This is a genomic window from Paenibacillus oryzae (genome assembly GCF_001675045.1).
Classification (GTDB): Bacteria; Bacillota; Bacilli; order Paenibacillales; family Paenibacillaceae; genus Pristimantibacillus; species Pristimantibacillus oryzae.
On record NZ_LYPA01000046.1, the window covers coordinates 140872 to 155677 of the forward strand.

General features: G+C 53.2%; 8 protein-coding genes. 7 read left to right on the forward strand and 1 reads right to left on the reverse strand.

Annotated elements, in window-relative coordinates:
- Positions 1-10: 10 nt before the first annotated feature.
- Positions 11-2257 carry an ABC transporter ATP-binding protein gene (locus A7K91_RS09045; RefSeq protein WP_068681845.1) on the forward strand — a complete coding sequence of 749 codons (2247 nt, stop codon included), beginning with the start codon at positions 11-13 and terminating at the stop codon, positions 2255-2257.
- A gap of 168 nt (positions 2258-2425) precedes the next feature.
- Here the strand turns inward: A7K91_RS09045 and A7K91_RS09050 are convergent, their stop codons facing one another.
- Positions 2426-3706: a glycoside hydrolase family 125 protein gene (locus tag A7K91_RS09050; RefSeq protein ID WP_068681847.1), complete on the reverse strand. Its 1281-nt coding sequence runs from the start codon at positions 3704-3706 to the stop codon at positions 2426-2428.
- 307 nt (positions 3707-4013) lie between these two features.
- Here A7K91_RS09050 and A7K91_RS09055 point away from each other — a divergent pair, with 307 nt between their 5' ends.
- From A7K91_RS09055 to A7K91_RS09080, 6 genes are all read left to right on the forward strand, one after another.
- A complete protein-coding gene (locus A7K91_RS09055) occupies positions 4014-4967 on the forward strand; it encodes an ABC transporter permease (RefSeq protein WP_068681849.1) in 954 nt (317 codons plus the stop codon).
- A gap of 19 nt (positions 4968-4986) precedes the next feature.
- Positions 4987-5898 (forward strand): carbohydrate ABC transporter permease, encoded by a 912-nt coding sequence (locus tag A7K91_RS09060; RefSeq protein ID WP_068681851.1) that lies wholly within the window; start codon positions 4987-4989, stop codon positions 5896-5898.
- A gap of 130 nt (positions 5899-6028) precedes the next feature.
- A complete protein-coding gene (locus A7K91_RS09065; RefSeq protein WP_068681853.1) occupies positions 6029-7618 on the forward strand; it encodes an extracellular solute-binding protein in 1590 nt (529 codons plus the stop codon).
- Between the two features lie 151 nt (positions 7619-7769).
- On the forward strand, positions 7770-10073 hold the full coding sequence (locus A7K91_RS09070; protein WP_068681887.1) for a glycoside hydrolase family 3 N-terminal domain-containing protein: 2304 nt from the start codon (positions 7770-7772) through the stop codon (positions 10071-10073).
- The gene (locus tag A7K91_RS09075) at positions 10070-13447 is read left to right on the forward strand and encodes an alpha-mannosidase (RefSeq protein ID WP_068681855.1); all 3378 of its coding nucleotides are present in this window, start codon (positions 10070-10072) and stop codon (positions 13445-13447) included. Before A7K91_RS09070 ends, A7K91_RS09075 begins: the two co-directional genes overlap by 4 nt.
- Before the next feature lie 20 nt (positions 13448-13467).
- A complete protein-coding gene (locus tag A7K91_RS09080) occupies positions 13468-14487 on the forward strand; it encodes a glycoside hydrolase family 130 protein (RefSeq protein WP_068681889.1) in 1020 nt (339 codons plus the stop codon).
- Positions 14488-14806 lie beyond the last annotated feature (319 nt).

Genomic DNA, 14806 nt, shown 5'->3' on the forward strand with positions numbered 1-14806 from the left:
GAACCAAGGAATGAATTTGAATTACAGTCTTCCTCCGGATGATCGGGAAGCGGGGCAAGGCGCTGTCGGAGAGGACATACAATTTTGTATTCCCGCCAATCTTTCCCTGCTGGGCAGACGCATGAGCGGCTGGTTTTTGGTTGGAGAAAGCCGCTGGGCGTATGTGGAAAACGGCGAAGTAAAGCAAAGCGGAGAAATTGCGGAAGGCTCGAATTACAAGATGGTGCCGTTAATCGGAAATGTCATTTTGGAGTGCGAGTTATTCGGGGGCAAAACGATATTGGCACGCTCGACGATGGAGCATGCCGCCAGATACGGCTATTTATCTCAGGTGCTGAACGATAAGGCAAGCAGCAAAAAAGTGAGGATGTACAAAAGAGAGGAGGAAGCTTCCTGCGCCACCTGCGGAGGCGCGCTAATTCCGGGAACGCGAGTATGTCCGCGTTGTATGAACAAAGGCGCTGCCTTTAAACGATTGTTCGCCGTATCGGGGCGGCATTGGAAAAGCTTTATCCTCGTATTGGTCATTCTTTTTGCGTCGTCGGGACTGGCGCTATTGGGACCGTATTTTCAGAAGCTGCTCATAAATGGAGCCTTGCAGCCCGCCGCTGGGACGGAAGCAAGCACGACGCTATTTTTTTCCGCTATTGCGGGTATGGTGGGCTGCCTTCTGGTCGCAGAGCTGCTGGGCATTACCCGTAACCGTATGATGGCGGGCATCAGCTCCGGCATTTCAGCCGATTTGCGCAAGCTTGTCTATGACAAGACGCAAAGCCTGTCGCTTGGCTTTATGACCTCGCAAAGAGCGGGAGACATGATGAACCGGATCACCTCCGATACCGAGCGGATTCGTCAGCTCATTCAGGAGCTGTGCACGACGGCGGTTTATCAGCTGATTATGCTGGTTGCAGCCAGCACGCTTTTGTTTATGGCGGATTGGCGATTGGCTATTGTGGTGCTCCTGCCAGCGCCAATTGTTGCTTATTTGCACCGGTACATATGGAAAAATGTACTGAACAGGCTGTTCCATAAGCAATGGCGCGTCTATGACAAGGCCAATTCCTTTCTCCATGATGTATTAAGCGGCATAAGAGTTGTAAAGGCATTTGGCAAGGAAGAACGGGAAATCAAGCGATTCCGCGAATATAACGCCAATTATGCCGCCATGACGCTTAAAAGCGAAAAGCTGTACAGCATTCTTTCGCCGATTACTAACTATTTAATTCAGCTTGGCCAATATTTTGTGCTGCTGATCGGGTGCAACCTGATTTTGCGCAGCGAGATGAGCATTGGTGAGCTTATTCAGTTCAGCGCGTACGCCTCTATGATTTTTGGACCTATCTCGTGGCTTATGTTTATGCCCAGATGGGTAGCCAACGCGATCGTATCCATCGAGCGGATTTTTTCGGTCATTGACGAGCGTCCCGAGGTGGAGGAGGCCCGCCAGCCAATCAAGCATGATATAAAAGGCCATGTTCAATTTAAGGATGTTTATTTTGGCTACAAATCGTATGAGGCTGTGTTAAGGGATATTAACCTCGAAATAAAGCCTGGCGAAATGATTGGACTTGTAGGGCATTCAGGCTCCGGAAAATCAACGCTGATCAATTTGCTTTCACGGTTTTATGATGTCAATGAAGGTGTCATCACCATTGACGGGGTTGATATTCGGGAAATCGAGCAGTCGGAGCTGCGTTCGCAAATCGGCGTTGTTCTGCAGGAAACGTTCCTGTTTAACGGGTCTATTATGGATAATATCCGTTATGCCAAAACGGATGCGACTAACGAGGAAGTGATAGAGGCGGCGCGGATCGCCAATGCGCACAACTTCATTATTGGGCAAGCCGATGGCTACGATACGATGCTGGACGAAAACGGCAGCAATCTCTCAGGAGGCGAGCGCCAGCGGCTGGCGATAGCGAGAGCGGTTTTGGGCAATCCGCGGCTGCTTATTCTGGATGAAGCAACGGCCTCGCTGGATATCGAGACGGAATCGGCCATTCAGGAGGCGCTCCAGCGGCTGGCGCGCGGCCGTACGACGGTAGCGATTGCCCATCGCCTTTCCACGCTGCGCAACGCCGACCGTCTGATTGTATTGGAGAAGGGACGGATTGCGGAAACGGGCACCCACACCGAACTGATGCAGAAGAAGGGCATTTATTATAAGCTCATTCAAGCCCAGCGCGAAATGTCGACGCGGATTGACAAGGAGTTTGTATCCGGCATATCTGAGGAAGCCGAGGCTGGCGCCGTTTAAGGCGCCGAAAATAAGAGAAGGCAAGCGGGTAGGGGACTAACCCCCGTCTCTGAGACGGGTCAGTTCCTGGGTACGTATCCCCCGCTTGCCTTTTCTTTTTTAGGTGCAAGCCCTCTTAGCGGCATACACCGCTGAAGCTCTTTTGTTCAACTTATTCAGCTTATCAGCTCAAATGATATTTTCGTCCATCGCCTTGACGATAAGGGCTGCAAACAGGCTGTTGGACCATGCAAACCATTCGCGGGAGAAATCGGAAGGATCGTCGGGATGAAAGCCTTCGTGCATAAAGCCCGTATCGGCGTCCGTATCCATCAGCATCTGAATCAGCTCCTTGATCTCCTCCTCATTGTCCGAGGTCAATGCCTGCATCGATAAGGCCATATGCCATACGTAGCCGCCAGGCGTATGCGGGCTGCCGATGCCTTTGGCATGTTTGCCTTCAAAATAAAACGGGTTATCGAAGCTGAGCGCAAACCGGCGCGTATTCTGATAAACCGGATCATCCGCGCCAACGTAGCCGATATAAGGAATGGAAAGCAGGCCGGGCGTTCCGGCATCGTCCATCAGGCAATAGTTGCCGTAGCCGTCGGTTTCGTAGGCATAGATACGTCCGTAAACGGGATGGTTAACAATTCCGTAGTGGCGAATGCCAAAGTCGATTTCCTTGCGCAGCTTCTCCGCCCGTTCCGCCAGACGTTTGTCCCCGTAAATATCCGTTGCGATTTCGATAATATGGCCCAGCACCACAACAGCGAACATATTGGAAGGAACATGATAGCCGAACACGTTGGCATCGTCGCTTGGACGGAAGCCGGACCAGGTCATGCCCGTATAGTTACACGGCATGCCGTGCCCGTCATTGGGCAGCGTTTCCGTCTCCTGATGAGTTTGCCTTCTAAAGAAATAGCCGGAGCGCTCCTCGTGCTTCTGCTCCGTGATCATCACTTCCACAATCGAGGTTAACGCTTGATAACATTCGGGTGTGAAAATGGAGGTTTGGCCCGCTATTTTCCAATAATCATACATTAGCTGAACCGGAAAGCAGAGGGAGTCCAGCTCGTATTTGCGCTCCCACATCCAGGGATTCAGATTGCAATCGTCGGTATCGCGGTAATGCCGGTCATTGGCCGTTTCGTTAAAGGCATTTGTGTACGGGTCTATATTCATGTAGAGGATTTGCCGGGCGATCAAGCCGCCGATAATTCTCTGCAATTCCTCATCATCCTTGGCAAAAGGAATATAATGGCGAACCTGCTCCGTGGAATCGCGCAGCCACATCGCATGAATATCGCCGGTAAAAACAAACGTAGTTCCGTCCTCCAATAATTTGACGGTTGTTTCCAGCGTATTGGGGAATGTATTGCGGAATAATTTTTGCAGCTTGGGATGTCCGGCAAGTCGTTTGTCGGCCTCGTCTAGAAAAACGCTGATGCTTTTTGGCAATGTCATTAAGGGGTCCTCCCGGTTGTTGGTTATGATCGCTTTAGCATTCACCCAACAGGATGGCATAAGGGCGCAGAGGTGGCAATATGTATAATTTGCACAACAGGAAAGCGGTTCAAAAACAACACATAAGCGCTTACAATTCGCCCTGAAAAACGTGTTGTTTCTGTTTTGACAATGGTCAAAGCCCTTATGCATCAAGGGGTTTGGCCTTTTTTGTATGCGCTTCAAATACGACATATGTTGCCGCTTGGAAAGCGCTTCTATAATTTGAGGAAGAGCGGCACAGGAACAGGAAAGGGGCTTGAAAGGAATGAAGGACAAGGCAAGGCAAGCGCTTCCGGTATCCGCCATATCGTCGTCCGGCGGTTTGGGGAAACGGGTGAAGCGCAACTGGGAGCTGTACTTATTTATCCTTCCGGCATTACTTTATTTTGCGGTATTTCATTATGGACCCATGTACGGCATTCAGATCGCCTTCAAACATTTTGTTCCCACTAAAGGGATAACGGGCAGCGAGTGGATCGGCTTCCAGCACTTCGAACGGTTTTTCAACTCGCATTATTTTTGGGATTTGCTCTGGAATACGCTCAGCATCAGCTTTTATGAGCTGGCTGTCGGCTTTCCGCTTCCTATCATATTGGCCCTTGCTTTTAACGAAATTCGCAACGGGGCGTTCAAAAAAACGGTGCAGACCGTTACATACGCGCCCCATTTTATTTCCATCGTCGTTATGGCGGGCATGATCATTACATTCCTGTCCCCGTCCAGCGGCATGATCGTACGGGTTATCGAGGCGTTTGGCATTGACGCGCCCCAATTTTTGAATGATCCCGCCTGGTTCAAGACGGTTTACGTCATTTCGGGCGTCTGGCAAAACGCGGGTTGGGGAACGATCATTTATTTGGCCGCTCTGTCAGCGGTTGATCCGCAGCTGCATGAAGCGGCCATTGTGGACGGAGCCAGCCGGTTTAAACGAATGCTCCATATCAACCTGCCAACGATCATTCCCACCATTACCATTTTGCTTATTTTGAACATGGGCAATATTTTGGGCGTGGGCTACGAAAAAATATTGCTTCTGCAAAACTCGCTTAACCTGGAAAGCTCGGATGTCATATCGACCTTTGTATACCGTTCGGGTCTCGTCGGCCAGCAATACAGCTTTTCGACGGCCGTCGGCGTTTTCAACTCGGTTATCAATGCTCTGATGCTGATTACCGTCAACCAAATTGCCAAGCGCACAAGCGAAACAAGCTTGTGGTAAGGGGAAGGAGAAGGATAAGATGGTGAAGTCTATAAAAGAATCCCCTTCGGATCGGGTGTTTCTGGCGCTTAATTATGTGTATCTGATTATCGCGCTAGTTATTGTTCTCTATCCGTTGATCTATATTGTTAGCGCCTCCATCAGCACGCCGAAGTTTGTCAGCTCGGGCGAAATGTGGCTGTTCCCGAAGGGGCTGACGCTGGATGGGTACAAGCTGGTGTTTAATAATCCGAAAATTTGGAACGGCTATGGCAATACGCTGCTTTATACGAGCGTTGGCACCTTGCTGAACCTGGCTGTCACGCTGCCGGCCGCCTACGCGTTAAGCCGCTCCGATTTTGCCGGCCGGAATATGTTTATGGGAATCTTTCTGGTTACGATGTTTTTTAACGGGGGCATGATTCCCCTGTATCTGACGATCAAAAACCTGAACCTGATCAATTCCATGGGCGCTTTGATTTTGCCGGTAGCGGCATCCGTATGGAATATCATCGTGTCCAGAACGTTTTTTCAGTCCACCATTCCAAAGGAGCTGCAGGAGGCCGCCCATGTCGACGGCGCAACAAACTTCCGGCTGTTTATCAAAATCGTTTTGCCGTTGTCGGCTCCCATCATCGCGGTTATGGCGCTTTTCTACGGCGTCGGCCATTGGAACAGCTATTTTCCGGCTTTGATTTATTTGAACGACGAAATGAAATATCCCCTGCAGATGGTTCTGCGCCAAATTCTGGTGCTGCAGGAGATGTCCGCGGAAACGACGGGCGCGGCGATCAGCGGCGATATTGCCCAAGCCATGAACAACAAGGCCGAAATCGCGGCGCTGGTCAAATACGCCGTCATTATCGTATCCACCTTGCCGGTTGTCATTTTGTATCCGTTCCTGCAACGCTATTTTGTCCAAGGGGTCATGATCGGCTCCGTCAAAGGTTAGCTTTCTCCGCATGAAATACCGTCCACGATGGTAATAGATGCATGCGGGGGCAGTCTGGCCCTTGAGGAGGCTCGTTAACCCGCGTCCATTTGTTATATATAAGCTGTTCAAAAAAAAGGGAGGAATTACAATGAAAAGCTTGAAAAAAGGCGCTGCTGCATTATTGTCAACGGCGATGCTCGCAGGTTTGCTTGCCGGCTGCGGAAGCTCCGACAATAAACCGGGCCCCGCGGCAGAGGTCGAGGTAGCTAAAGAAGGATTCCCGATTGTAAATGAACAAATTTCGATGACGCTGACGGCGCCGGATGTCGGGATTCAGAACTGGAAGGACATGGCCGTGCTGCAAGAGATGGAAAAGCTGACCAACATCAAGATGGTTTTCAACAATGCGCCCAAAGAAAGCTTTGATACAAAGAAAAACCTCATTTTTACAAGCGGCGAATATCCCGACGTGTTTTATGCGGCTGGCCTGACGCCGGCGGAGCAAATGAACTACGGAGAGCAAGGCATCCTTATTCCGCTTGAGGACCTCATTGAAACTCATGCTCCCAATATCAAAAAAGTGCTGGAAGAAAATCCGGAGGTGAAAAAGTCGATCACCGCACCGGACGGCCATATCTACTCGCTGCCGGTTATCGAGTTCAACCAGCCGTGGTACCGCAATCCGCTTTGGTACAATGGAGATTTTCTGGACGCGCTTGGCTATGACAAGCTGCCTGAAACGACGGAGGAGCTGTATACGTTCCTCAAGCGCGTTAAGGAAGAGGACCCCAACAAAAACGGACAAGCTGACGAAATCCCGCTTACCTCTGTAAATCTGCGCGATATTCGCACATGGCTGCTTGGCGCTTACGGCATCTACGAGGAAGAAATTTTCGTGGACGACAACGATGTTGTGCACTACACGCCGATGCTGGACGGCTACAAGGAATATCTGGTTTTCCTGAACCGCCTGTGGAAGGAAGACCTGCTGGACCACGAAACGTTCTCGCAAACGGCCGAGCAGAAAAAAGCAAAGGCGCAAAATAATCAGGTTGCCTTGTTCTCTGACTGGAACGCCTATATGACGCTTGGCGGAGAGCCCAGCATGGATGATCCGATGTTCCTGCCTGTCAAAAGCGAATTTGTAGACAAAGCCGTCATTGCCAAAAACAAAGGCGTTAATACGGGAGCATTCGCTATTTCCAAAACAAATGCGTACCCTGAAGCCGCAATGCGCTGGGTGGATTACATTTACGGCTATGAAGGCGCTATGTTGTTCAACAAAGGGCCTGAGGGCGTTCTCTGGGAGTACGAGGATCGCGACAGCTTGACCAAAAAATATTTGCCGGTTCCAGGCGGCGGAGACCGCGAGGATTACCGCGCGACGCTGACGCCGAACTACGGCATTCCGGCTCCTACCATTTCGATTCCCGAAATTCAAAAAGGGCTGACGGGCGAGTTCGATGACTGGGTAGTCAACGAGTCCAAAACAAAGCTGCTGGACAACGGCGCCAGAATCCCTTATCCAACCTTGTTCCTGACCGCTGACGAGCAGGGCGAGGTAACGATGCTTACCTCCGATTTGACAACTTATGTTCGTCAGATGGAAGCCAAGTTTATTACGGGAGCGGAAGCGCTGGACAAATGGGACAGCTACATCGCAACCTTGAAAAACATGGGCGGCGACCGCATGCAGGCTATCTACCAGGCTGCTTATGACAGATGGAAAAACAGCTAAAAAAAGTTCTATATGAGTTGAACAAAAGAGCTACAGCGGTGTAGGCTGGCGCGTGAAAAGATTTTCCGTCTCATCTCTTGCCGGTTTGGGGTTATGTCTCCGGGCCGGCAAGATTTTATAACTACCGGCGAAAGGCGGCCTTCAGGTGAATATGGACAAAAGGACCGAAGCGCGAAGCAAAGCGGACGAGCTGCTCTCCCGCATGACCGTCGCCGAAAAAATCGGACAATTGATCCAGCCGTTTGGCTGGAAATGCTACGAAAAGCAGGCAGACGGAAGCATTGCGCTAACGGAGTCGTTCAAAGAGCAGATTAGAAGCGGCGCCGTGGGATCGTTATACGGAGTGCTCAGGGCTGACCCCTGGACGGAGGTTACGCTCGATACAGGCATGACTCCGGAGCAGGGAGCCCGGGCAATCAATGAAATTCAGGACTACGCGATGAAGCATTCAAGGCTCGGCATACCTATTCTGTTCGGCGAAGAATGCTCGCACGGACATATGGCCATTGGGGCGACGGTATTCCCTGTGCCGCTGCTGCTTGGCTCAACATGGAATGTGGAGCTGTACAAGGAGATGTGCCGGGCGGTTGCGCTTGAAACGCGCAGCCAGGGCGGAGCGGCGACTTATTCGCCCGTGCTCGACGTTGTCCGCGATCCGCGTTGGGGCAGGACGGAGGAATGCTTTGGCGAGGACCCTTATCTGATTGCCGAGTTTGGCGTTGCGGCAGTCGAGGGGATGCAAGGCGACGATTTGGCCGCCGAGGACAGCATCATGGTCACGCTCAAGCATTTCGCCGGCTATGGCAGCACCGAGGGCGGACGCAATGCGCAGCCGGCCCATATGGGCTTGCGCGAGCTTCACGAGGTCGATTTGCTTCCTTTCCGCAAAGCGGTAGAAGCAGGAGCTCGCTCCGTCATGACGGCTTACAACGAAATCGACGGCATTCCATGCACGAGCAATCCTTATCTGCTTAACGAGGTATTGCGCGGCGATTGGGGCTTCGACGGCTTTGTCATTACGGATTGCGGCGCTTTGGGCCTGCTTGTGAACGGGCAAAACGTAGCCGCAAACGGCGAGGAAGCGGTCAAGCTGGCGCTTGAAGCCGGGACGGATATGGAGATGTCGGGCGAAATGTATACCAAGCATTTGTTGTCCGCTCTGGAGCAAGGACTGCTGAGCGAGGAAACGCTGGATAAGGCCGTTCAGCGCGTGCTGCAATTGAAATTCGAGCTGGGGCTGTTTCAGAAGCCGCCGGCGAATCCCGCCAAGGCGGCCGAGGTCATCGGCTGCGAGGAACACGCCAGGCTGGCCCGCCAGCTTGCCGCCGAAGGCATCGTGCTCCTCAAAAACGATAACCAAACGTTGCCGCTTGGCAAAGACATCGGCAAAGTCGCCGTTATTGGCCCCAACGCGAATGCGCCGTACAACCAGTTGGGCGACTATACCTCTCCTCAGGCGGACGGAGACATAGCGACGCTGCTGGATGGCGTTTGCGCCGCGCTTGGCGGCGACCGGGAGCGTGTCTTATACGCTCCTGGCTGCCGGATTCGGGAGGAAGGCCGCGCAGGCTTTGCGACTGCTCTGGACAAGGCGCGGCAGGCGGATGCCATCATCGTGGCGGTCGGCGGCTCCAGCGCCCGGGATTTTGGAGAAGGCACTATTGATCTTGTAACGGGCGCATCGGTCGTGACCGAAAACGCCTTGAGCGAGATGGAATGCGGCGAAGGCATCGATAGAATGACGCTTAATCTGCTTGGTTCGCAGCTGGAGCTTGTACAGGAGCTGAAGAAGCTGGGCAAGCCGCTTATCGTCGTTTACATTAATGGACGGCCAATCGCGGAGCCATGGATTGTGGATAATGCCGACGCCATTGTGGAAGCCTGGTATCCGGGTCAGGAGGGCGGCCATGCGCTGGCCGATATTTTGTTCGGCGACGTCAATCCGTCAGGCAAGCTGACGGTCAGCATTCCGCGCCATGTGGGGCAGCTTCCCGTTTATTACTACAAGCGGCGCACCCGAAACAAGCGTTATCTTGAGATGGATTTTGAAGCGCAATATCCCTTTGGCTTTGGCCTCAGCTACACGACGTTTCAGTACGAAGGGCTGACCATTGAGGATGCGGAGCAAGGCACGGAGGACTATGCCGTCGCCGTGGCGGAGGTGCGCAATAGTGGCGAGGCTGCCGGTTATGAGGTGGTTCAGCTCTATGTAACCGATCATGCCGCTTCGGTCACCCGTCCTTTAAAATCGCTGAAGGGTTTTGCCAAGGTGTGGCTGGAGCCGGGTGAAAGCAAGCAGGTCCGCTTCGCCATCGGAAGAGAGCAGTTGGAATTCGTTGATCAAAGGCTGCAGCGCGTCGTGGAGGACGGAGCCTTTACTATAACGGTCGGACCGAGCAGCCGCGAAGGGTTGGAAGCGGGGCTCGTTATCGGCGTGGGAGGCAGATTGGCTTGAAAGCATTCCAGCGTTTTGCCCGCTGGCTGGAGAAGCAACAATGGAGGCAGCAGCTTCCATTGTCCCGCTGGCATGTGAAGAAGCTTCGTTATGCGGACCCTGGCGTTTATGAAAATCTGACGGAGGACTGGAGTCTCACCAACGTTTCGAATTTGGCCGACGGACATGGCACAACCTACATGCTTCGTCAGCAGGTTGTGGTGCCGGAGGGCTGGCAGCCGGGAGAAGCGGCGATTACCTACCATGGCGGAGGTGAAGGCCTGCTGCGTTTGAATGGCGAGCCCTATCACGGCCTGGACGCCAATCACTGGTTTGTCGCGCTTCCTGCGGGCTGCCGCGCGGGAGACGAGCTGCTGCTGGAGATCGAGCTGTACGATCCCATACCGGAGCCGGTTGATCCGCTGAATGGACAATCGAAGCAAAAACCGCCCATCAACGGCATTTCGCTGTCGCTGGTGCAGGTGAACCAGCATGTTTACCGGCTCTTCCATACGGTGCTTGCCGTGCAGGAAGCAGCGGCTTTACTCCCGGAGGGGAATCTTCAAAAAACGAGGCTGGAGGCAGCCCTAAAGGATACCATTGCCCGCGTATACGAGCCAGGCGGAGATGCCGTGGCCGAGCCTGCGTATTTGGTGCAGGCAGAAGCTGATCTGAGAAAAGCGGCGGAACTTGCCGGACAAGCCGCAGGCTGCAACGGATTTATGCATATGGTGGGCCAGTCCCATATTGATATCGCCTGGCTTTGGCCGATCAAGGAAACGGTTCGCAAGGTCAGCCGGACCTTTTCGACGGTGCTTGCTCTTATGGAGCGTTATCCCGATTTTCGCTATTCGCAAAGCCAGCCCATTCTGTACGCGTTCGTCAAGGAGTATTATCCGGGGCTGTACGAACGGATCAAGCAGCGCATCGCGGAAGGCCGCTGGGAGCTTGTGGGCGGCATGTGGGTGGAGCCGGATTTGAACATGCCGAGCGGAGAGTCGCTTGTTCGCCAGATGCTTGCCGGACAACGGTTTTACGAGAAGGAGTTCGGCAAGCGCTCCTCCATCGAGTGGCTGCCCGACACCTTCGGCTATTGCGCATCGCTGCCGCAGCTGCTTAAGGGAGCCGGCGTGGACTATTTTATGACAACCAAGCTGGGCTGGAATGATACCAATCCGTTTCCTTATACCCTGTTCAACTGGGTGGGCATCGACGGCTCGCGCATCCTGGCATACCAGAACCACGGCGTTAACGAGCATACGCGCCCCAGAGAGCTGCAGGAGCATTGGGCGTCGTTTGGAGAGAAGGACAAGCATGAGGAGCTTATGCTGCTGTACGGCCATGGCGACGGCGGAGGCGGCGTGACGCATGAAATGCTGGAATATATGGAGCGTTCCGCATTAGCCGCCGGACAGCCCAAGGCGGAATATTCCACCGCCAAACGTTTTTTTGACGGCGTAGACGCAAGCGGGGCAAAGCTGCCGGAATGGCATGGCGACTTGTATTTGGAGCTGCACCGGGGTACGTATACGACCCATGCCCGGAACAAGCGGAGCAACCGTCTGGCCGAAGGGCTGTATCGGGCAGCGGAGCTGTGGCTGAGCCTGTCCGGCGGGCGGGACCGCTTGGCTTTTGATGAAGCAAGGGAGCGGCTGGAGCAGGGGTGGAAGCTGATTCTTCTTAATCAGTTCCACGACATTATTCCCGGTACGTCGATTCCGGAGATATATGTGACCTCGGCTGCTCATTACGAAAAAATTATGACGCTTGGCAACGAGGCCTTGAAGCTAGCTATGGGTATGATGGCTGAGAGACTGGATACCTCGGGAGAAGGAAGGGCCTTTGTTGTTTTCAACAGTCTTGGCTGGGAGCGGGAAGGAAGGGTTAGCCTTCCGTTCCAGCCGGGTATGGAGGAGCTGGAGGCTTTCGGGGAGGATGGCAGCAGGCTGTGCATGCAGCTGGAGCCTGCCGTGAAGCAGGGAGAAGCCGCAAGTCTCTCCGTTATGGCTGGTGCTGTTCCCGCGTTTGGCTGCAAGACCATTTGGCTGCGGGAGAGAAGCGCAGGAGAGACTGGAGAATCTTTAGCTAAAGGCAACAAGCTTATCCCTTCCTTGGCGCCCGTGCAGGAAAGCGTAACGATTTCTCTGGAATACCCAACTGTTCTGCTTGAGCTCGAAACGGATTATTACAGTATTCGCTTGAATGAAAACGGACAGATCAGCCGTCTTTACGACAAGCAATGCAGCCGCGAGCTTGTTCCAGACGGGCGCTGCGGCAACGAGCTTCAATTATTCCATGATACGCCGGAGCTATGGGACGCTTGGGATATCGCGAAGGATTACGAGGATCGTCCTGCAGGCGCTCAAGTTTTGAGAGATTGGCGCCTGCTGGAGCAAAGCGGCGACCGGATTATTGTGGAGCTGGAATGGGAGCTTGGCAGCTCGCTTATCCGCCAGCAGATGGTTGTTCCGTTACATGAGCGAAGGCTGGAGTTCCGCACCTTTGCGGATTGGCGGGAAAACCACAAGCTGCTGAAGGTGGCATTTCCGCTTGCGATGAATGCGGCAAAAGCAACCTATGAAATTCCGTTTGGCGCCTTGGAGAGGCCGACTCACCGCAATACGAGCTGGGAGCAGGCGCAATTCGAGGTATGCGGACACCGCTGGGCGGATTTGTCCGAGCATGGCTATGGCGTCAGCTTGCTGAACGATTGCAAATACGGCTATGACATTAAAGACTCCGTAATGCGGCTGTCGCTGCTTCGCGCGCCAAGCTGGCCGGACGCAGCCGCCGACCGGGGCGAGCATTTCTTTACGTATGCCCTTTATCCGCATGAAGGCGGCTGGCAGCAAGCGGGAACCGTACGCGAAGCGGCCATGCTCAACGAGCCGTTGCGGATTTATGACGCTGGCCGACAAGCGGAGGTCCATCCTGTCTGTCCAGTCCGTCCAGTCCAGCCTGACATTGGCGCAATCAGCGGAATCCGAGGAACGTCCAAGACAGATCGTGATCCAATCGGCGTTGCCAGCGAAATCGCCAAGGTTGGCTCAGCCGTCAGCTCCAATGGAGAGAAGCCTGGCTCGTTCCATAGCTGGATTAACGTAACGGGGAAGCAGGTTGTGCTGGATACGGTCAAACCTGCGGAGGACGGCTCCGGCATTGTGCTGAGATTGTACGAATCCGGAGGCGGCCGGGCGGAAACGGTAATTGCCCTGTCCAGCCATTTACTTGCCGGAGAGGATCGCTTTGCCGCGTCACAGGTTAATGTGCTGGAGGATTGGCAATCCGATTTGCCGATGGAGGGTCAAACGCTGAGGCTTTCCTTCAAGCCTTTTGAGATCAAAAGCATCAAACTGACAACATCCGCGATGGCGGGAAAGGGAGAACAAGCATGAGTACAAGCAAGAATACAAGCATAAAAATTACAAGACATCCTGACAATCCGATCGTTGTGCCGGGCGGCTACGACTGGCGCAAGGTAACCGTTTTTAATCCCGCCGTTATTATAGATAATGACAAATTTTATATGATTGAGCGCACGGCGGAATCGTTGACTCCGTGCAAAAATTTCCTTGGCCTGCTGGAAAGCGACGACGGCGTTCATTTCACCCATGTCAAGGATGAGCCAATCGTAACGCCCGACATGCTGGGTTTTCCTTACGGAAGCGTTCAGGACCCGCGGCTGGTCAAAATTGACGGAACGTTCTACATGAACTACGCGCTGCGTCCTTGCGCCATGAGCTATTATCCGACTGGTGCGGGCGTACCCGCCCGTTCCATTCCGGAATATCCGGACGGCTGGGGCGAGGAGGAGGGGCATTGGCTGACGCGTTCCTCTATTCTCAAATCGCAAAATCTGGTGGATTGGGAGTTTGTTGCCGATACGACGCCGCTGGACATCAATGACCGCGACAATATTTTGTTCCCGGAAAAAATCAACGGAAAGTTTGTGCTGCTGCGCCGTCCCGAGGAATATACCGGTGAGCAATACGGCACGGAAAAAGCGGCGGTATGGATTACGTATTCCGATGATTTGATCAACTGGGAAGAACCCAAGCTTCTTTTTAAAGGCGAAAATCCGGCGTGGGAATCCCGCAAAATCGGAGGCTCGACGCCGCCGGTCAAAACGGACAAGGGCTGGCTGGTGCTGTATCACGGGGTAGACGAAAATATCGTTTATCGCGTCGGAGCCGTGCTGCTGGACCTGGAAAATCCGGAAAAAATCATTGCGCGCACGCACAACTTCATTATGGAGCCGGAAACCTATTACGAAAAATTCGGCTTCCAGCTTCCTAACGTTATTTTCCCGACGGGCAATGTCGTGAAGGACGGCCTGCTCTACATCTATTATGGCGTAACGGATACGGCGATTGCGCTGGCAACCGTTCCGGTGGACGATTTAGTTCAGCATATTTTGAACGAGTCTGCGCAATAAAGCGAAAATAAGGGGACTGTACGAAAAGTCTGTCTGTTACGGTGAATACTGATACAGCAAAGCCTGTACCTGCTGGAAAAGGGTGTCTTGGAAGCTCAAACATTTTTGTCCGCTTTTTTTTGATCCTATTTTTTAGTGGATAAAAGCGGACAAAAAAACTCGCCCTCAAGACGCCCTTTCCCCTCCGGTTCTCTTTGCTGAATCATTGTTCGTTCCGCTGGACTTTTTGGACATCCCCTTCGTATTATTAGGCCAGCCAGATATTACTGGTTGGTCTTTTTTTATGGTCATTCTATGATGGCGGTAGCCGGGAGAACGT